Source organism: Dermacoccus barathri (assembly GCF_015070805.1).
Classification (GTDB): Bacteria; Actinomycetota; Actinomycetes; order Actinomycetales; family Dermatophilaceae; genus Dermacoccus; species Dermacoccus abyssi.
Genome location: NZ_JADCTK010000001.1, coordinates 368,995 through 387,604 on the forward strand (window position 1 = coordinate 368,995; position 18,610 = coordinate 387,604).

Consider the following 18,610-nt stretch of genomic DNA (forward strand, 5'->3'; position numbering starts at 1 on the left):
AATCGTGCCATGGCGATTCATTCCCGGCCGACGCACGAGTCGGACCTCGCGAGCCTTCTGGCTCTCACTGCCCGCCGAATGCGCCGAGCCCATCTCGACTCGCTCGAGCCGTACGGCATCACGCCCCAGCTGTCGCGAGCGCTCGCCATGATCGAGCGGCTTTCCGGCGACGGCGAGGTGCGCCCCTCGTCGATCGCGGCACGACTCGACATCTCGGCTCGCTCGGCGACGGAGGTCGTTGACGCCCTCGAGGAGCGTGGGCTCGTCGAACGTCACCCCTCCCCCAGCGACCGACGCGCCACGGCGCTGACGCTGACGGACGCCGGGCGCGCGCTACGTCAGGAGATCGGCGCGGTCCGCGCGGAGCAGACCCACGAGCTCACCCGCCACCTCACGGGTGATGAGCAGGAACAGCTGCGTGCTCTGCTGACGAAGATGCTCGACGCCTGACGTCGCTCTCCAGGCCGACGGCGGTGGCCATCGCGCCCAGCAGGACCGAGCTGACGCACCACCACATGGCGGTGCCGAACGCCTCGGCCACGCTTTCGCCGTCCTGATAGGCGCTGCCAACGAGACCGACGAGCATCGGCAGGGCCGCGACGGCGACGAGGCCGGCCGTACGCGAGACGGCGTTGTTGATGCCGCTCGCCAGGCCGGAGCGTCCGGACGGCGCGGCGGCAAGGACGGTGCCCGTCAGGGGCGAGACGAGCATCGACATGCCGAAGCCCTGAATGCTGATGCCGGGCAGGATGTCGCGCATGTAGGTCGGGTTCGCAGGTGCGAGGGCGAGAAGCGCGAACCCGACGGCGACGAGCGCCATGCCGCCCACCATCGGCACGAGCGCGCCGCGGCGCTGCGCGACGCCCCCGAAGTAGCCCGAGAGCACGAGCATGATGAGAGAGATCGGCAGGCTCGCGGCGCCCGCTTCGAGCGGCGACCAGCCCGCGGAGACCTGAAGGAACAACGCGACGAAGAACATGCTGCCCGTGAACGACGCGTAGACGAACAGAGTGGCGACGTTGACCCAGGTGAAGATGCGGTTCCTGAACAGGACGAGCGGGATCATCGGGTGCGACGAGCGCTTCTCGGCAACGACGAGAGCAACGGCCGAGACCACCGCGACGGCAGCGGCGAAGGGCCCGCCGGCCCTCCAGTCGGTGAGAGCCCAGGTGAGCCCGGCGAGCATCGTGACGGTGAGGACAATGGCAGGCACGTCGAAGCGGTGCGACGCGTCGGGATCGCTGCTCTCCGGGGCGTCGCGCAACAGCCACAGGACAAGTGCGCCGAGCGGTACGTTGAGCCAGAAGCCGTACCGCCAGTCGATGCCGACGAGCCAGCCACCGACGACTGGCCCCGCGGCGGTGGCGATGCCGAGCATGCCGCTCCATGCGCCGATGGCCTCGAGGCGGTCCTTCTCGCCGAAGGTGGACTGGAGCATCGCGAGACTGCCGGGCGTCAGGGCCGCGGCGGCGACACCCTGGACGACGCGGGCGCACACGAGCAGGTGGATCGTTGGCGCGAGGGCCACCGCGACGGAGGCGACGACGAAGCTGAGGACACCGAGGGCGTAGACGCGCTTGCGACCGAAGTGGTCACCCAACGAGCCACCGACGACATCGTCGCGCGGCGAAAACCGTAGGTGATGACCTCCGCCCGCACTGCGGCCAGGATTGCATCGTCCTGAGTCATGCGCCCTCCTCGCTGTGTGGTCGCCGCCACGACGGGCCCATCGAAACGATGAAACATTGAGACAAATGGTGCTTCAGTGTCTCACGCACGGCATGATGGAGCCACGAGGGATGACGCGGACCTCGTCGAGACCGCCCCGCGCTCGGTGTGGCACGGCTGGGGAGACCCGCAGCTCAAGAAAGAACTCTCCCCACTCGTCTGGCGCAGATTGAAGCTCGCCAAGGGCATCGAACCGGCTGAGCAGGACACTCCGCCCGTCGCGCTCGACGACGTCGAGCTGCCCGCCTCCACCCTCGACGACGACGACGACCTCGCAGCCCTGCGCACACTCGTCGGCGACGCGCACGTCAGCGTCGAACGACGCGAGCGCATCGAGCACGCCGGGGGCAAGAGCTACCCCGACCTGTACCGGCTGCGCACCGGCGACGGCAGTCACGCGCCGGACGCCGTCGTGTTTCCCGCCGACGGCAGCGAGGTCGTCGAGGTGCTGCGCCTCGCCGCGCAGAGAGAGATCGCCGTCGTCCCGTTCGGCGGTGGCACGAGCGTCGTCGGCGGTGTCGACCCGGTGCGCGGTCGGTTCGCGAGCGCCATCAGTCTCGACCTACGGCGCCTCGACGCCGTCGTCAGCATCGACGAGACGTCGCGCACCGCGACGCTCCAGCCCGGGCTGCGCGGCGCCCAGCTCGAAGCCGTGCTGCGTCCGCGCGGACTCACGCTCGGACACTTCCCGCAGAGCTACGAAACAGGCAACGCTCGGCGGATATCTCGTGACGCGCAGCTCCGGGCAGGCGTCCTCCGGGTACGGACGGTTCGAGCAGAACGTCGTCGCCGTCACCCTCGCCACGCCCGAGGGCGAGCTGACGCTCGGCGGGCGCACTCCCAGCTCGGCGACGGCCGCCGGGCCGAAGCTCATCGACGTACTCATCGGCAGCGAGGGCACGCTCGGCGTCATCACCGAGATGACGCTGCAGCTGCACGAGGGACCGACCGAGTTCGCTTACGAGACCTGGGCGTTCGACTCGTTCACCGACGGGTTCGACGCGTTCCGGGCGCTCGCGCAGGATCTCGGCCACGGCGTCATGCCGGACGTCAGCCGCCTCTCCGACGGTGAGGAATCACGCACGATCCTGGCCCAGTCGGCGCAAGGGCTCGCGGCGATGGCGACCTTCGCCGCGCGCGGCGCCCGCGAGCCGTCGCTCGGGGTGCTGCGCTGGGAGGACACCGACCGCACCACCCTGCGTCGGCGCCGGCGACAGGCGCACCGCGTGCTGCGCGCGTCGGGTGCGCGACGTGCGCCCGCGGCGATCGCCGAGCACTGGATCAGCCACCGCTTCCGCGGGCCCTACCAGCGCGACCACCTCATGGATCGCGGCATCTTCGTCGAGACGCTCGAGACGGCGACGACGTGGGCGAACCTGCCGACGCTCTACCGCGCGGTGCGCGATGCGATCAGTGCCGAGGTCGGCCCGCACGCCGTCGTCCAGTGCCACGTCTCGCACCTCTACGACGGCGGCGCCTCGCTCTACTACACGTTCTTCTGCCGCGAGGAGAGCGACCCTCTCGCCCAGTGGCGCCGCGTCAAGACGGCCGCGAGCGACGTCATCGCGGCGCACGGTGGCACGATCACGCACCACCACGCCGTCGGCACCGACCACCGCGCCTGGGCCGCTGACGAGATGGGCGAGCTCGGCGCGCAGCTGCTCGCCGTGGCGCGCGAACGCCGCCTCGACGTCGGACTGGCCGGCGACGGCGGCCCGTCGACCGCCACGGTCTTCCTCGGCGTGGCGACGCTCGGCTACGACTCGATGGCGAACACGTACGCCAACGACGCTCCGCGCGCGGTGCCGAGTTCGCTCGTCTACGCCTACGGCGGCGCTCGAACGCTCGTGCACGCGCTGCCGCGACCGTTGACGCTCGTCGTCGACGGGGTGACGCACGAGTTCACCGGGTGGAACGTCGCGATCGGCAACTCGGGGCGATTCGGCGCCGGGATGCGCGTCAACCCCGACGCGTCGATGAGCGACGGGTTGCTCGACGTCACCGTCGTCACCGACATCCCACGCTGGCGCTACCCGGCGATGCTGCCGCGCCTGTTTCGCGGCACCCATGTCGACGGGGTACGTGTTCGAGCGCTGCGCGGACGCGACATCCGCGTCATCACGCCCCACGTCGGGGATGTCTATGCCGACGGCGACCTGCTCGAGGCGTCGCCGACGACGTTCCGTGCGCTGCCCGACGCCCTGCGCGTCCTCGTGCCAGCGCCCTGAGACGCCTGAGCGTCGAGCCGTCAGCGCCCGACGTAGGCCTCGACGCGCGCCGCGGCGAGTTTGCCGCTGACGAGCACCATCGGCACGCCGACACCCGGCACGGTGCCGGAACCGGCGAAGAATACGCCGGGGCGGCGGCGTTCGACGTTCGGCGGGCGGAACGGGCCGGTCTGCAGGAACGTGTGGCTGAGCGCGAACGGCGTTCCCGCGGCCATACCCTGCGCCTGCCAGTCGGTGGGATCGACGAACTCGTCGGTGACGATCGTCGTCGGGTAGCCGGCGTCATCGAGGAAAGCGAGCAGCTCCTCCTTCATGCGCGGCCGCTCGGCCGCCCAGTCGACACGCCCGACGTCGAGGTTGGGTGCGGGCTCGAGGACGTACAACGTCGAACAACCCTCCGGCGCGGCGGTGGCGTCGTCACGAGACGGAATGGTGACGAGCCGCGACGGATCCTGCATCCGCGTGCCGCGCACGAGCAGATCGTCGAACGACTCCTCCCACGCCGTGCCGAAGTGGATGTTGTGGTGCGCGACGTCGCTCGGCACACCCTCGACCCCGAGGTGCCAGACGACCGCGGACGGCGAGTACGTCGCACGCTTCAGGACGGCCGGCGGTTCGAGGTCGTCGAGCAGCGTCCGGTAGGCGATGGGCAGGTCGGTCGTGCAGACGATCGCGTCACACGGCAGGCGCTCGTCACCACTCGGGCCGGACATCTCGACCCCGGCGACGGCGCCGTCAGCGCGGGTGAGGATGCGCGTCACCGTCGTGTCGTAGCGCTGTTCGACGCCTGTGCGCCCCAGCGCACGCGCCATCGCCTCCGGCACCTCGCGCATGCCGCCGGCCGGGAACCACACGCCCTCGATCGAATCCATGTACGTGATGACGGCGTATAGCGCGAGCGCCTTCTCCGGTGCCAAGCCCGCGTACATAGCCTGGAACGAGAAGATGCGGTGCAGGCGTTCGTCGTCGAAGCGCTCGCGGATGACGGGCCCGAGGTGACGGAACCCGCCGAGCCTCACGAGCCGCGCGGCTGCGGCCGGGTTGCGCAGCAGGTCGAGCGGTGAGTCGAAGTTCGCGTCGATGAAGTGCGGCATCTCGACCTCGTACAGCCGCCGCAGCCATGCGACGAAGTCATCGAACGCCGCTGCGTCCTTCGCGCCGCACTCGCGCGCGATCTCCTCGCGCATCGCCTCATGACCGTGACGGACGAAGATCGTCGAACCGTCCGCGTAGCAGGCGCGATAGGCGGGGTCGAGCAGCGTCAGGTCGAGCACGTCGTGCACGCCGACGCCGATCCGCGCGAGGGCCTCGTCGACGAGATCGATCATCGTCAGGACGGTCGGGCCGGTGTCGAACGTGAACCCGTCCCGCTCGAGGCGGATACCGCGCCCACCCGCCTGCGCCTGCTTCTCGACGATGACGACGTCGTGCCCGGCGCCGCGCAGATGACAGGCTGCGGCCAGGCCGGCGAGGCCGGCTCCGATGACGACGACGCGACTCATGCGAGATCCTTCTCATCGAGGGGTTCGTGTTCTTCGTGCTGCGTGTGCTCGTGCGCGGTCTCATCGTGCGGGAGCGCGAGCGGCGAGAGTCCGTTCTCCCCCAGCTGCTCGGCGAGCAGCACGATCTGCTCGGCCGCCCACGGGCTGAGCAGCGCCGGAGTGCGACGCGCGAGGTGGACCGCGTCGGGCCAGGCGATCCAGGCCCACTCGCATACCTCGTCGGGGTGCGGTTCGAGCTGCGCCGGGTCGATGCGCCCGACGAGCACCGGGCAGATCTCGTGCTCGACGATGCCGGACGCGTCGACCGCGCGGTAACGGTAGCTCGGCAGGACGACACGCAACAGCGTCACATCCAGCCCGAGCTCTTCACGCACGCGCCGGCTCACCGCGTCCTGCGTGGGTTCGTCGGGGCGCGGATGCCCGCAACAGGTGTTCGTCCACACACCCGGCCACGCGACCTTCGTCAGCGCGCGACGGGTGAGCAGCAGGCGACCCGCGTCGTCGAGCAGGTAGCTCGAGAAGGCGCGATGCAGCGGCGTGTCACGGGTGTGCACCTCGGCGCGCGGGCACGTGCCGATCGCGGCGCCGTCATCGTCGAGCAGGACGACGACGTCGTCGGTCGCGGCCGGCACACCCGTAGTAGGAGCGGCGGGCGCGGCACCGAACGTCGCTTCCGCTGGCTTGTCGGGTGCGTCGATCATCGGCGTCTCGCGCATCGGGGGTGCTTCTTTCGAGTCGTCGGCGTGAGGTGCTGGATGATCCTGATGACGTTCACGCATCGCGCACCGCCAGTTCGTCCGCGAAACGCGTGAGTTCGTCACGCACCGCGCCCTGCGGCAGCGCCGCGAGAGCATCGAGGGCGTCAGCGTGGCGCTCGGCGATGCGGGCGACGGCCTGCGCGCGCACGCCCGCCGCGTCGAGGCGCTGCAACCAGGCGTGTGTCTCGGCCTCGTCGAGTGGTTCGCGACCCGGCGCCAGGCGTCGCGTCAGCTCGCCGTCGAGGGCCGAGTCGGCGAGGCCGAGGACGGTCGTCGGCTTGCGTTCGCGCAGATCCTCGCCCGCCGGTTTGCCCGTGACGGCGGGTTCGCCCCACAGGCCGATAATGTCGTCGGCGAGCGCGAACGCCTCACCGAGCGCGGCACCGAATCGGCTCAGCCACGCCGGTGGCGCGCTCTCGCCGGTGAGCAACGCGCCGATCTCGAGGGGGCGCTGCACCGTGTACGCGCCCGACTTTGCGTGCGCGACGCGGCGTGTGCTCACCTCGTCGAGGCGTGCCTCGGCGGCGAAGACGAGGTCGAGCCGCTGCCCGGTGACGAGCTCGACGACCGCTGCGTCCCACGCGTCGGCCACGTGCTCCGGCAGAGCGCGGACGAGGCGGTTCGCGAGCGCGAACGCGAGATCACCGGCGAGGACGGCGACGCTGTCGCCGAGGCGCGCAGCGTCGGGGCCGTCGGGCTGAGCTGCGGCGGCTCTCACCCGGCGGTGCGCGGTCGGAGCGCCGCGTCGTGTGTCGGAGGTATCCATGACGTCGTCCTGCAGCAACCCGAACAGGTGCAACAACTCGAACGCCGCAGCGACACGAACGACAGCGTCGGTGGTCGCGGGGTCGTCGTCGGGGTTGGTGCACTCGCGCGCCGCGAGGTACCCGAGGCGGACGAGCCGGGGCCGCACGAGTTTGCCGCCGGCTGCGAGAAGATCACGCACGAGCGTCTCGAGCGACGATGCCTCGACCAGCGCTGACGAGGGCAGTCCGGCCGTCACCACACCGCCGGCGTCGGCCGCGAAGGCAAGGCTCTCGGCCACGCGTGCCTGCACGGCGTCGAGAAAGCTGGCGGCATCGGTGAGACGGCACGCGTCGCTGCGGCGTCCTCCATCTCGGCTCTCGGTGTCGCAGCGTCCCGCGGCGCGCCGCTCACGCCCGAGTCCTTCGAGCCCGGAACGTCCGGCGTCGAGGGCGACGTCGTTCTGCCGTCCGCTCATCGGCCACGCCCTGACGAATCGCGACCTACCGTCGCGAGGCCACGCTCGCGCAGGCGCAGCGCCGCACGGGCGGCGCGCAGCGAGCGCGGGAACCGCGCCCGCGTCGGCACGCTCCACAGCTCGTGCCCGGGCAGCCCCCAGTGGCGCAGCAACGCGTTCGCGGCCTGGAAACCGGTCGTCGCCGCCCGCTCCATGAGCGCGACGGGCAGCTCGCAGCGCACGCCGTCACCGGCGAGGACGAGCTTCGGCTGCGGCGTGACGACGCCCGGGCGCGCGGCCCACTCGTCCGTACCGGCGAGGGGGCAGTCGGCCTCGACGAGCACCTCCTCGTGCACCGGCTCGCACCCGGTGAGCTCAGGGTGCAGGCGGTCGAGCTGATGTCGTAGGTCGGCGAGCACTTCGTCATCGGTGACGTCGTTGGGCACCGCGTAAGCATGCAGTTCGACGACGCTGCCGCCGCACCGCTTGGCCCACTGCGCGGCGCCGTCCTCGAGGTCGTGGACGAGCGAGACATTGTCGAGATGGCCGTACGCGGCCGTGCCGACGAACGGCGCGCTGCCCGCCGCGACGGGGCGGTCGAACCACAGTCGCTGCACGATGAAACGAGGCGCCATCTCCCCGGTCAGCACGGACGCACGCCAGGCCTCGTCGCCGAGGTCGGTGCCGTCGACGAGACGCTGCAGCACGTCACGACTCGTCGCGATGACGACGGCGTCGGCGCGGAGCGAGCCATGGGCATCGTCACGGTCAATGGCGAAGTCAATGCGGCCGCGACTCGCGTCGTCGGCACCCGCAGCAGCCGCGCCGGCGCTGATACGGAAACCCTCGCCGTCGCGCTCGATCGACTCGACGCGACAACCCGTCACGGCGTGCGCGCCGAGGCCTTCGAGGTAGGAGCGCAGCGGTCGCCACATCGTCGTGTCGAAGTCGTCGCGGCTGACGTCGAACAGCAGCCCCTCGCCGGAACCGAGGAAGTACATGTGGAACATGGCGACGAGTTCGCCGGCGGAGAAGTCGCGCGGGTCGGCGAAGAAGCTGCGTGCGAACACCTCGAGCGCGAGCGAGCGCATGCGTTCGGGGAATCGCAGCGCGTCGAGGGCGTCGGCGGCGCTCACCCCGTCGTAGCGCGAATACGTGGCGGGGAAATCGACGTCGAGCAGGTCGAGGGCGCGGTGGGCGTCGACGCGCGTGAGGTCGCGCAGACCGAACGAGGGGCTGCGGGCGACGAATGACAGGAAGTTGAGCGGCGGCCGCGTCGCGATCTGCGTGAACGAATCCTGCGTACCGTCCGCGTGACGTAGCGGGTAGTCCGCGACGGGGCGCAAGCATTCGAGGCTCGGGTCGACGCGGCGCAGCAGCGCGCGCAGGTTGTAGTACTGGCGGAAGAACGCGTGAAACCCGCGGCTCATCGTCGCTCGATCGTCCGGGGCGCCCGACGCGTCAGCGCCCGGGGTCGGCACGTCGACGGGCCAGCTGCGCACTCGGCCACCGAGGCTGCTCTCTGCCTCGATGAGCGTGACGCGCACGCCGCGCTCGGCCAGCCCGACGGCAGCGCTGATGCCGGCGATCCCACCACCCACGACGACGACGTGGGGGGCCGCGGCGTCCGGCACCCTCGACGCAGCAGGGCCGCCCCGACCGTCAGGCTCATGCCGTTCGGCCGCCGCATCACGTCCGGGGCGCCACGGCGGCACTCGTCGCAGCCCTGCCGTGAAGGCCTCGATCGTCGCGCTCATCGTGCGTTCTCCTTTCGACGACGGCCGTGGTGTTCCCACAGCAGGATCGTCAGCGTCACCATCGAGAAACCGAAGCCGAAGTCCTCGATCGGGATGTCCCACGGAAAGCGGATGCCGAGGAACTGATCACGCCCGTAGAGGACGATCGGGTCGCTCAACTTTGTCAGCCAGCCGTCGACGAGGATCTGGAACGTGAACACGATGACCATCGAGCACCAGTAGCGCGCCGAGGTGAAGATGCCGGTGCGCCAACGCCCTTCGAGAGCGACGACGCCGATCATCGACGCGACGGTCAGCACGGTGTACTCGGGCACGTCACACCTCCCCCGACGGGCGATGATCGCCTCGCGCGGACGAGCCATCAGCCGCCACATGGCGTCCCTCGCCCGCCCGCCCGTCCGAATCGACCCGGGCGAGAGCACTTCTCGCGCTCCCGCTGGAGCGCCACGCGGCGAGCAGGCGCAGGCAGAACCCGACGGCTCCGTACGTCAGCAACCCGCAGATCGGGATGACGACGAAGAAGACGAGTTCCTCGATGGGCATGGGTGTCAGCGGCACATCCCAACCCGACGTGAACCGCGGCGAGTACGACCAGTGATCGCGCACGATCCCGACGATGTCCCACGCACTGAACAGCACGATGACGGGCAGCAGCGCCGCGAGCAACCGTCGCGGGCGTGAGTACACGCGGGCGCGCAGGACGAGTTCGAGCGGCAGCGTGATGAGCAGGCATCCACCCATGAGCAGCAGGTACTGATAGGGATCCCAGGACGCGGGCAGGCTCATGTCGCCCACCCCACCACGACGTCGGCCGCCGTCACGACTGCCCGTCCCGCGCGAAACCCGAACGCAGTTCGTAGCGACGCTCCGCGTACTCGAGGTCGTCGACCCACAACTGGCCCTGCGTGCGCAGCACGAGCGGGCGGATGAGCGGCGCGAACGCCCGCGCTGCACGGAAACCGGGGCGCTCGGAGTGCGCGATCGTCGCCTCGTGAATGACGCTGTGAGCCGGCTGCTCGGCGCTCGCCGGCTGCACGCACGTCGCGTGAGTCTCGACGGTGCTGCCGACGCCCTCGCCGTCGATGATCGTCATCGTGATCGTGCGGCTGTCGGCGCACGTGAACGCCGCGCGCACCGGCACGCCGTAGGTGTGGTTGAGGCGGAACGTCACGTCGGTGACCAGGCAGTCGTCGTCGCTCGCGTCCTCGTCGACGACGAGGTGGCTGAACGCGTAAGGGTGGAACCAGGCCCCGTGCCACGGGTCGAGACGGTTCGCGATGACGTCGGACGTCTCGCACCGCGCTTCACGCGTGTAGACCGCGACGAGCGCCTCGTCGAGTGGAGCGCGCGCGGGCAGCACCGGCTCGGCGCTCGGCGTCTCACCGTCGCTGGGCAACCGCACCCAGAACAGGACGCCGTCGTCGTGCGCGGGGTAGGTGAGCCATTCGCCCGGCCACTCGCTCGGCAGCCGCAGCCCGTGCCAGCGGCACAGCACGTCGCCGTCATCGGTGTGGCAGTTCTCCAGCAGCGCACCCATGTGCGGGCACGCGCCCGGCCCCGCGAGCGCCGAGCCGTCGTCGCCGCGCCACAACGCGATCTCGCGTCCGAGGATCGTGCGCACCGTCGAACGCCCCGCGACGACGTCCGTGCTCGCCGCCGCGACGTGCCAGCCACCCGCGTCCTGGGCGAGGGCGCGCGCCAGCATCCGCTCGATGCGGGGCACCGCAGCCTGACGCCACGTCGAGCGGATCTGCTCCTCCGGCGGCTGGGGGACGCGTCGGATCGGGTTGCGCCGCGCGATCTCGGCACGCAGCTCGGCGCGGTTGCGGGGCGGGCGTCTCATCTGCGGCTCCTTCGGCGAGTTTGGGTGGGCGAGGGGGGTGCGGTGGGTCGAGTCGGTCTCCATCGTCGGGTGCGCCTCGCTCATGACGCGGACGACGTCACGCCTGTCCTGTCGACCGCGGCCGGTGACGAGGGCGCGACCGGCGCCGCGGTCCGGGCGCGTCCGGTGACGACGACGGCGCCCGCGATGGCGCTCTTGCGTGCGGCGGAGACGCGGTGGCGCGTGCTGAACACGTCGTAGTCGGCCGCCTCGATGAGGCACAGGATGCGTGAGTACATCGCGAGCGCCGCGCCGACGCACCGTCGCGACGAGGCCGGCAGGTGCGGCAGACCGGCTTCGGCGTCGTGGAACAGCGCGCGGTTTCGGGCGATCTGCTCGGCCATGAACGAGCGCCACTGCGGGGTGACGCGGCGCAGCCGCGGGTCGGCGCCGTGCGCGGCGAGTTCGTCGGCGGGCAGGTAGACGCGACCGCGTTCGAGGTCTTCGCCGACATCGCGCAGGAAGTTCGTCAGCTGGAACGCGAGCCCCAGCGCGCGGGCCGGCGCGAACGCGGCCTCCCGCGAGCGCGGGCGCAGCACAGGCAGCATCATCTCGCCGATGACGGCTGCCGAGCCCTCCATGTACTCGTCGCGCAGCTGAGGCCACGACGCCCACGACGTGCGGACGAGATCGAGCTGCATGGCGCCGAAGAAGCGGTCGTAGCAACCGGAATCGAGGTCGAGACGCCGGGCGGTGTCGACGATGGCGGCGAACAACGGGTCGTCGCTGCGCCCCGCGGCGAGGTCGGCCTGGAAGCGCTGTTCGAACTGCGCAAGACGCTCCCCCGGCGGCAACGATGCGTCGAGGCCGTGCCCGGTGGCCTTGTCGGGCTCGTCGACGATGTCGTCGGCCAGGCGGCACAGGGCGTACAGGCCGTAGACGTCGCGGCGCTGCTGCGGCGGCAGGAACAGCGTCCCCCAGTAGTACGTCGTGCCGTACATGCGGGTAATGTCGCGCGCCTGGCGGTAGCCATGCGTGAGGAGGGCCTCGGGGTCTGTCACGAGTGCCTCCACGGGTGACGGGGTGTGAACGTCCATCGGCCGGTCGCAGGTGAGGGTGACCTGCCCGCGGGTCCGAACCATGAGCATAGCCGCCGACACGCCGATGCGAGCGCCCCGGAGGCGTTGGAAAATCACGGAATTCGACCATGGGGGTTGGCGTTCGCGACCGTGCCGCGGCGACTCTGCGGGCCCGTTCGCGCCGTCGTGGCGGCACTACGATGAGGGCACCCGTCCGGCTATTCGAAGGTGTGCCATGCGATTCCGACGCCCGCGCGAACGCGACGCGAGCACCGAAACCCCGTGCGTTCACCCGTCGGAGCGGGCTGCATGAGGGTCGTCATCGCCGCAGCCGGCAGCCGCGGCGACGCCGTCCCGTTCGGGGTGCTCGCCGCGCGTCTGGTCGCCCGTGGGCACGACGTCACCGTCGTCACCCACGCGTCGCTCGCGCACGTCATGCCGGACGGCCCGCGCGTCGTGACGGTGGCGAGCGATCCGGGTGCCCTCCTCGCCGGCCCGGCGGGCACCGCACTGCGGCGTGGTGATCTGCGCGCGCTCAACCGCACGCGCAACGTGTTCGCCGAGTTCCTGCAGTCGTTCGGGCCGACCACGCGTGAGGCGCTCGCGGGCGCCGACGTCCTCGTCGCCTCCAGCTTCGCCATCGCCGCCGTCGACGAGGCGATGCGCGCCGACGTCCCCGTCGTCCGCGCGCACCTGTGGCCCGAGTTCGACACGCTCGACGGGCCGATGCCGCTGCTGCCGTACGCATGGACGCTGCCCACCGGTGTGCGGCGTCGCGCGCGTGGAGCGCTGCGGCGCGTCGAACCGTACTTCGCGGGCGTCGACGGCGGATGGGCCGACGGCCGACTCGACCTGCGCGCCGCCCACCCCACGGGCCTGACGACGGCGACTCTTGGCTCGCTGCACGCGTACAGCCCGCTGCTCGCCGAGCCAGTGGACGACTCCCGCACTGTCGTCACGGGGTGGTGGCGCGAGGCGCCGCACGAGGGCTTGTCGGAGCGCACCCGGGCGCTGCTCGCCTCCGGCGACGAGTGGATCGCCGTCGGGTTCGGCTCGATGCACCAGAACTCACCGGGCCGCGTCGTCGACGTCGTCACCGAGGCATGCCGGAGACTCGGCGTGCGCGCGCTCGTCCAGCTCGACGGTGCGCCGCGCGAGGCGGATGGCGTCGTCGTCGGCATCGATGACGAGCCGCACCACGCGCTGTTCGCGCAGGTGCGCGCCGTCGTCCACCACGGCGGGTCGGGGACGACGGGTACCGCGCTCGCCGCGGGCGCGCCCAGCGTCGTCGTCCCGCACTTCGCCGACCAGTACCACTGGGCGCACCGCCTCCACACGCTCGACCTCGCACCCGCGCCGCTGCCGCGCCGACTGCTCACCGCGGGGTTGCTGACGCGTCGGCTGCGCGCGGCGATGAGTGCTGGAATGCGCGAGCGTGCAGCGGATCTCGGACGTCAGGTGGCGACCGAGGACGGCGCGGGCGCGGCCGTCGCCGCCATCGAACAGTTCGTCGGCGGGGCATGACGTGACGCCGTCCGCGTCGAGTTCATCGAGGTGGCGTGTGTCGGCGCGGTTCGTCGAGGCGCAGCCGTGGTGGCGCCCCGGTGCTCCGGCAGCGCTGGCCGTCATGATCGTGCTGCTCGCGACGGCGTCGCGCCACGGTTTTCACGGCGACGAGCTGTACTTTCGCATGTTGCCGCCCGCGTGGTGGTACGACGATCAGCCGCCGCTCACCGTCTGGCTCGCGCACGCAGCGGCGTCGGTGAGTGACGCGGTGTGGGTGCAACGGCTGCCGGCCCCGCTCGCGGCGGGGGCGGGCGCGCTCGTCGCGGGGCTGTTTCCGCGGCTTCTCGGCGCTGATGTGAGGGTGCAGCGCATCGCCGCGTGGGCGCATGCGTTCACCGTCTATCCGCTGCTCATGGGGCACGTCATGCTGACGGCGAGCCTCGATCTGCTCGCGTGGCAGCTCGTCGTGCTCGGTGTCGTCGCTGCGCTGACGGGGCGTCGCCATGCGCTGACGTGGGCCGGCGCGGCGGCTGGGGTGGCATGTTGGAACAAGCTGCTCGTCCTCGTGCTCGTCGCCGCGGCCTTCGTCGCGCTCGCCACGTGCGCCCGGTGGGTGCTGCGCACCCGTGACGCCTGGTGCGGCGCCGCGTTGCTCGTCGCGCTCGGAGGGTTCCAGGTGGGGGCGCAGATCGTTCACGGCGTGCCGATGCTCGACGTCTCGGCCGACCTCGTCGCCCGTCATGGGGTGCTCAACCGATGGCTCGTCGTGCCGCTGCTCGTCGTGTTCGTCGGACCGCCGTTCGTCCAGGTCGCATGGCGGGGGTTGTGGTGGCGCCCGGGAAGTCGTCGCGCCGCCCACCCCGGAGCTGACGGCGGCGACGACGACGGTCGGCACGTCGAGGCGGACGGCTGGCGCAGCCGTCCCGCTGACGACGCCCGCGTCAAGGCGTTCGGCGGCGTCACGAACGATCTTTTCTCCACCGACGACGGTCACGCCGGCCGCATCGCCCCGGACCCACCACAACAGCGCACCGGGCCGGTGCTCGCCGTCATGGGCGCGATCGTCCTTGTGTTCGCGCTCGTCTCCCCTGCGCAGCCCTACTACGCGGTCGCGGTGTTCTTGCCGCTTGTCGCGGTCGGCTGGGCGCGGGCGGCTGCGGACGAGGAGTACGTGTGGCGACGCGCGCCCATCGTCGTGACGGCGAACGCCGTCGTCGCAGCCCTCATCTGCCTACCGATCGCGCCCGTTTCGTCACCGGCGTTCTCCATCGTCTCCGCCCTCGACCCCATGCAGCGCGACCAGACCGACTGGCCGTCACTCGCCGCTCAGATGGCGACAGCCCGTCCGACGGGTGCGGCCATCGTCACCGATTCGTATGCCCTCGCGGGAGCTGCACATCAGTACGGCCCTGCGCTCGGGGTGCCGCGTGCCGACGTCGCCTCGTGGCACAACGCGCTCTGGAGCCTCGGGCCGCCACGCAGCGACGGGGGCACGCGTGACGTCCTCGCCGTCGGCGGGGACGAGCACCGCATCCGTGCGGCGTTCACGCGCTGCGACCCCGCCGGGCGGCTCATCGCGCCGCACGACCCGTTCGGCCTCGACGGCACGACGATGCTGCGATGTTCCGACCCTCGAGGAGGATGGGGCGCCGTCTGGCCGACGTTGCGCCGCCTCGGCGGTTGAGGCGCACTCCCCTGCTCCTCGTGTCGCGCGGCGCGCGTCCAAGGCCGCGATGTTGCCCGCTTCTTGGGGCGCGAGCGCCGTGACACCCGGGCAACATCGAGGGAGGCGGGGTGTGTCAGGGTGCGGTGATGTCGCGCGGGCGTCGCAGCAGGTCGAACGCCACGACGACGAGGGCAACTGCGAGCGCCAGCAACGAGATGCCCTCCGCCACCCCGCGCGGGATGGGTGCCGGCGCCGGCATGACGTGGTCGAGACTCATGAGCGACGACACGGCACCCAGCGCCCCGAGCACGCGCGTCAGCGTGTGACGGGGCTCGCGCTCTCTCGCGAACCGATCGCGATCCCCTCGTGAGCCGGCCGACCGCACCCCCACCAGCCCATGTGCGAGCAACAGGACGGACGGCGCCGGCAGCGCGAGCACGCCACCCACCATGTGCACCCCGATGGCTCCGTCAGCGGGAAAGACCGCGACCCACACGAGTCCGACGCCGAGGCAGACGAGCGCCGCCGTCACGAATCGTCCGAGTCGATCGCGCGTCAGAACCCCCGCCGTCAGGATGCAGGCTCCTGCGACGCCGACGGCGACGTTGAAGAGGTCGGCGCGCGGCGAGCAGACCCAGAATCCGTGCCAGTCGCGGCAGATCGTGCGTCCGAGGTCGCTGATCATCGCGCGCCGCCAGGAGAACGACGCGCCCCGAGCATGCACCGCCGCGACGTACGCGCCCACGCACAGCACGAGCCCGAGGACGAGCAATGCAGCCGCCGAAAGCTCGCGCCGAGCCGAGCGGCGCTCGGCTCGGAGCGGCGGGTGCGAGGGCTCGCCCTGAGGTTCGGACACGTCGAGGAGTGTAGGCCGCAGCCGCCCAGCCCCCTCTGGGCGCCGGCAGGCTGGAATGACGGCGAGCCGTTCCCCACGCACCGCGGCGCTCAGGTGCGCCCGCATGAACGGCGCAGCTGACACCCGCGCTGAGCAACCCCGCTGTGACCGGCGCCGCTGACGCCGGCGTCAGGTACGACTATCCTGAAATTCCAACGTGATCCACGCGCATTCCTCGATTAAACGGATGGACTTCATGACCTCTCGCCTCGCCCTCGTCACCGGGGCCACCGGATACGTCGGCGGCCAGGTGGCCGCTGAACTCGTCGAGCGGGGATGGCGCGTGCGCGTGCTCAGCCGCAGCGAGAAGAAGGTGCGTGCGCTGCCGTGGGGCGAGCACGTCGAGGTCGTCGAGGGTGACGCGTCCGAGGCCTCCGACGTCGCGCGCGCCATGGAGGACGTCGACGTCGCCTGGTACCTGCTGCACTCCATGAGCACGTCCGACGACTTCGTCTCCGAGGAGAAGGAGATGGCCTCGACGTTCGCCGACGCCGCCCGCGACGCCGGCGTCTCGCGCATCGTCTACCTCGGTGGCCTGCACCCGGACGACGAAGACGTCGAGCAGTTGTCCGACCACCTGCGCTCGCGCGTCGAGGTGGGCCACGTGCTCATCGACTCCGGCGTTCCGACGGCGGCGCTGCAGGCGGGCGTCGTCATCGGCGACGAGTCTTCGTCATTCATCATGCTGCGCAACCTCAGCGAGCGCCTGCCCGGCGCGATCGCGCCGAAGTGGATCAAGAACCGCATCCAGCCGATCGCCGTCGCCGACGCCGTGCACTATCTCGTCGGTGCCGCCGACCTGCCCGCCGACGTCAGCCGCACCTTCGACATCGGCGGCCCCGAACCGATGCCGTACGGCGACATGATGAAGCGCTACGCGAAGGCGACGAAGCGCTGGCTGCCGCGCATCGTGGGCACCGCGCCGGTGACGACGGCCGGACTCGCCGGGCACTGGATCGGCCTCGTGACGCCCGTCTCCAGCAGCCTGGCGGCGCCGCTCATCGGCAGCCTGCAGCACGACACCGTCGTCCACGAACGCGACCTCGACGACCTCGTCGGCGCACCTCCGGGCGGTCACACGTCGTTCGAGGATGCCGTGCGCGCGGCCGTGAAGGACCTCGACACCTCGCGCTGGGTACGCACGCTCGGGCTGACGTCCGCCGCCGTCGCCGCGACCGCCGTCGCCGGCTCGCTGCTGACCAACCCGAAGTCGGCGTGGTACCGCACGCTGCGCAAACCGGAGATCCAGCCGCCGCCCGCCGCGTTCCCGATCGTGTGGAGCGCGCTCTACACAGACCTCGCATTCATCTCGAGCCTGACGATCGCCGACCTCGCCGAGACGGGCCGCACCAAGGAACAGCGCGCGTACATCGCGGCGCTCGCCGCGAACCTGGCCCTCAACGTCGGCTGGAACGGAACGTTCTTCGCCGCGAAGGAGCTGCGTCCGGCGGTGCTGGAGGCTGCGGTGCTCGCCGCCAGTTCGGCCGACCTCGTGCGCCGCGCGCACAGGGCGTCGCCGGAGAAGGGCGTCGTGCTCGCGCCGTACGCGGCGTGGACGGGGTTCGCCACCGTCCTCAGCGCCGTCATCGCCCGTCGCAACCCGGGACGCTGATGGCGACATCGCACCGCTCACCTCGCCACGTCTTCGGCGCCGCGCTCGCAGGGGCACGCGACGTCGAACTACGTGACGCCGGGGCCGATCCCGTGCCGGAGCATCGTCTCGGGGCGACGCGGGTCATCATCGGCGCGACGGGCGTCGCGGCCGCCGTCGCCCTCTCGTGGTCGCTCAATCTCGAGCCGGGGCAGGCCCTGTTCTACCCGGCGACGTTCCTCGTCTCCGTCATCTACGGAGCGGGGATCTTCGCGGCCGGCCGGGTCGGCGCGACCAGGCTGCGCTGGCGCGCTGACGGACGCGAACTGCTCGAGGCGTTCGGCATCGGCATCGCGCTGGCGCTGTTGTTCGTCGTCGGCGCGTTTCTCGTGCGCTTCATCCCGGCGCTGCGCGACCCCGTCTCGCACCTGCTCGACCATGCCCGCAAGGGCAGCCTGCCGATCGTCGCACTGACGACGGCCGTCAACGGCATCGCCGAGGAGGCGTTCTACCGAGGCGGGCTCTGGCGCGTGCTGTCGCCGAGGAAGCGCGTGCTGTGGACGACGGTCGCCTACACGGCCGTCACGGCCCTGACCGGCATTCCGCTGCTCGCACTCGCCGCGGCGATGCTCGGCTTCGTCGTCGCCGTGCTGCGTCAGCAGTCGGGCTCGCTCGCGGGGCCGATCGTCACGCACCTGACGTGGTCGATGCTCATGCTGTTCGTCCTGCCGCACGTCGTGTAGTGAGATCGGCAGCCCGACGCCCTTGACGTGGGGTGTCCCCCCGCTGCGATCTACGGTGGAAGTCAACCTGTGGTGCCAGGCTGGCACTCAGCGCGGCGTCGGGGGACGGTCGCGGCGGATCTCGAGCGATACGC

17 protein-coding genes and 1 pseudogene are annotated in these 18,610 nt (G+C 71.3%); 7 read left to right on the forward strand and 11 right to left on the reverse strand.

What is annotated here, in order from left to right; genetic code table 11:
* The first annotated feature begins 9 nt into the window (after positions 1 to 9).
* On the forward strand, positions 10 to 450 hold the full coding sequence (locus tag IM689_RS01715; protein ID WP_193642611.1) for a MarR family winged helix-turn-helix transcriptional regulator: 441 nt from the start codon (positions 10 to 12) through the stop codon (positions 448 to 450).
* Here IM689_RS01715 and IM689_RS01720 read toward each other — a convergent pair.
* Both IM689_RS01720 and IM689_RS14935 read right to left on the reverse strand, forming a co-directional pair.
* Complete coding sequence (locus IM689_RS01720; protein ID WP_193642612.1) at positions 392 to 1,600, reverse strand: MFS transporter; 1,209 nt, start codon at positions 1,598 to 1,600, stop codon at positions 392 to 394. The genes IM689_RS01715 and IM689_RS01720 overlap by 59 nt on opposite strands.
* A gap of 162 nt (positions 1,601 to 1,762) precedes the next feature.
* Positions 1,763 to 2,125 (reverse strand): hypothetical protein, encoded by a 363-nt coding sequence (locus IM689_RS14935; protein WP_319803781.1) that lies wholly within the window; start codon positions 2,123 to 2,125, stop codon positions 1,763 to 1,765.
* Positions 2,126 to 2,173: 48 nt separating this feature from the next.
* Here IM689_RS14935 and IM689_RS14940 point away from each other — a divergent pair.
* Both IM689_RS14940 and IM689_RS14945 read left to right on the forward strand, forming a co-directional pair.
* Positions 2,174 to 2,377, forward strand: a pseudogene (locus IM689_RS14940) (FAD-binding protein); the annotation flags it as partial.
* A 79-nt stretch (positions 2,378 to 2,456) separates the two neighbouring features.
* Positions 2,457 to 3,956 carry an FAD-linked oxidase C-terminal domain-containing protein gene (locus IM689_RS14945; RefSeq protein ID WP_319803756.1) on the forward strand — a complete coding sequence of 500 codons (1,500 nt, stop codon included), beginning with the start codon at positions 2,457 to 2,459 and terminating at the stop codon, positions 3,954 to 3,956.
* A gap of 20 nt (positions 3,957 to 3,976) precedes the next feature.
* Here the strand turns inward: IM689_RS14945 and crtI are convergent, their stop codons facing one another.
* The 8 genes from crtI to IM689_RS01765 form a co-directional block, all read right to left on the reverse strand.
* A complete protein-coding gene (gene crtI / locus IM689_RS01730) occupies positions 3,977 to 5,458 on the reverse strand; it encodes a phytoene desaturase family protein (protein WP_193642613.1) in 1,482 nt (493 codons plus the stop codon).
* The gene (idi, locus tag IM689_RS01735; RefSeq protein WP_227484353.1) at positions 5,455 to 6,174 is read right to left on the reverse strand and encodes an isopentenyl-diphosphate Delta-isomerase; all 720 of its coding nucleotides are present in this window, start codon (positions 6,172 to 6,174) and stop codon (positions 5,455 to 5,457) included. The genes crtI and idi overlap by 4 nt, the downstream gene beginning before the upstream one ends.
* 55 nt (positions 6,175 to 6,229) lie before the next feature.
* Complete coding sequence (locus IM689_RS01740; RefSeq protein ID WP_193642614.1) at positions 6,230 to 7,438, reverse strand: polyprenyl synthetase family protein; 1,209 nt, start codon at positions 7,436 to 7,438, stop codon at positions 6,230 to 6,232.
* Entirely contained in the window at positions 7,435 to 9,174 is a 1,740-nt protein-coding gene (locus IM689_RS01745; protein ID WP_193642615.1) for an FAD-dependent oxidoreductase, read from the reverse strand. The genes IM689_RS01740 and IM689_RS01745 overlap by 4 nt, the downstream gene beginning before the upstream one ends.
* Positions 9,171 to 9,488, reverse strand: a complete 318-nt coding sequence (locus tag IM689_RS01750; RefSeq protein WP_255352605.1) for a lycopene cyclase domain-containing protein — start codon at positions 9,486 to 9,488, stop codon at positions 9,171 to 9,173. Before IM689_RS01750 ends, IM689_RS01745 begins: the two co-directional genes overlap by 4 nt.
* A 1-nt stretch (position 9,489) precedes the next feature.
* A complete protein-coding gene (locus IM689_RS01755; RefSeq protein ID WP_047311128.1) occupies positions 9,490 to 9,960 on the reverse strand; it encodes a lycopene cyclase domain-containing protein in 471 nt (156 codons plus the stop codon).
* A 31-nt stretch (positions 9,961 to 9,991) separates the two neighbouring features.
* The gene (locus tag IM689_RS01760; protein ID WP_193642616.1) at positions 9,992 to 11,017 is read right to left on the reverse strand and encodes a DUF5914 domain-containing protein; all 1,026 of its coding nucleotides are present in this window, start codon (positions 11,015 to 11,017) and stop codon (positions 9,992 to 9,994) included.
* A gap of 80 nt (positions 11,018 to 11,097) precedes the next feature.
* Positions 11,098 to 12,057, reverse strand: a complete 960-nt coding sequence (locus IM689_RS01765) for a phytoene/squalene synthase family protein (protein WP_193642617.1) — start codon at positions 12,055 to 12,057, stop codon at positions 11,098 to 11,100.
* A 327-nt stretch (positions 12,058 to 12,384) separates the two neighbouring features.
* On the opposite strand from IM689_RS01765, the gene IM689_RS01770 reads away from it, so the two are divergent.
* Together IM689_RS01770 and IM689_RS01775 are read left to right on the forward strand one after the other, a co-directional pair.
* Positions 12,385 to 13,599 carry a glycosyltransferase gene (locus IM689_RS01770; RefSeq protein WP_193642618.1) on the forward strand — a complete coding sequence of 405 codons (1,215 nt, stop codon included), beginning with the start codon at positions 12,385 to 12,387 and terminating at the stop codon, positions 13,597 to 13,599.
* Positions 13,600 to 13,636: 37 nt separating this feature from the next.
* The gene (locus IM689_RS01775; RefSeq protein ID WP_193642619.1) at positions 13,637 to 15,265 is read left to right on the forward strand and encodes a glycosyltransferase family 39 protein; all 1,629 of its coding nucleotides are present in this window, start codon (positions 13,637 to 13,639) and stop codon (positions 15,263 to 15,265) included.
* Positions 15,266 to 15,380: 115 nt separating this feature from the next.
* Here IM689_RS01775 and IM689_RS01780 read toward each other — a convergent pair whose 3' ends face one another.
* Entirely contained in the window at positions 15,381 to 16,103 is a 723-nt protein-coding gene (locus IM689_RS01780; protein ID WP_193642620.1) for a DUF998 domain-containing protein, read from the reverse strand.
* Between the two features lie 235 nt (positions 16,104 to 16,338).
* On the opposite strand from IM689_RS01780, the gene IM689_RS01785 reads away from it, so the two are divergent.
* Both IM689_RS01785 and IM689_RS01790 read left to right on the forward strand, forming a co-directional pair.
* Positions 16,339 to 17,754, forward strand: a complete 1,416-nt coding sequence (locus IM689_RS01785; RefSeq protein WP_193642621.1) for a tryptophan-rich sensory protein — start codon at positions 16,339 to 16,341, stop codon at positions 17,752 to 17,754.
* Positions 17,754 to 18,476, forward strand: a complete 723-nt coding sequence (locus IM689_RS01790; protein ID WP_047310595.1) for a CPBP family intramembrane glutamic endopeptidase — start codon at positions 17,754 to 17,756, stop codon at positions 18,474 to 18,476. Before IM689_RS01785 ends, IM689_RS01790 begins: the two co-directional genes overlap by 1 nt.
* The last annotated feature ends 134 nt before the right edge of the window (positions 18,477 to 18,610 follow it).

What these genes read in the sequence shown, in the direction of transcription:
- IM689_RS01790 (WP_047310595.1), top strand. Translation starts at nt 17,754, where the DNA reads ATGGCGACATCGCACCGCTCACCTCGCCACGTCTTCGGCGCCGCGCTC.
- IM689_RS01740 (WP_193642614.1), bottom strand. Translation starts at nt 7,438, where the DNA reads ATGAGCGGACGGCAGAACGACGTCGCCCTCGACGCCGGACGTTCCGGG.
- IM689_RS01715 (WP_193642611.1), top strand. Translation starts at nt 10, where the DNA reads ATGGCGATTCATTCCCGGCCGACGCACGAGTCGGACCTCGCGAGCCTT.
- IM689_RS01760 (WP_193642616.1), bottom strand. Translation starts at nt 11,017, where the DNA reads ATGAGACGCCCGCCCCGCAACCGCGCCGAGCTGCGTGCCGAGATCGCG.
- crtI (WP_193642613.1), bottom strand. Translation starts at nt 5,458, where the DNA reads ATGAGTCGCGTCGTCGTCATCGGAGCCGGCCTCGCCGGCCTGGCCGCA.
- IM689_RS01785 (WP_193642621.1), top strand. Translation starts at nt 16,339, where the DNA reads ATGACCTCTCGCCTCGCCCTCGTCACCGGGGCCACCGGATACGTCGGC.
- IM689_RS01745 (WP_193642615.1), bottom strand. Translation starts at nt 9,174, where the DNA reads ATGAGCGCGACGATCGAGGCCTTCACGGCAGGGCTGCGACGAGTGCCG.
- IM689_RS01755 (WP_047311128.1), bottom strand. Translation starts at nt 9,960, where the DNA reads ATGAGCCTGCCCGCGTCCTGGGATCCCTATCAGTACCTGCTGCTCATG.
- idi (WP_227484353.1), bottom strand. Translation starts at nt 6,174, where the DNA reads ATGCGCGAGACGCCGATGATCGACGCACCCGACAAGCCAGCGGAAGCG.
- IM689_RS01770 (WP_193642618.1), top strand. Translation starts at nt 12,385, where the DNA reads ATGAGGGTCGTCATCGCCGCAGCCGGCAGCCGCGGCGACGCCGTCCCG.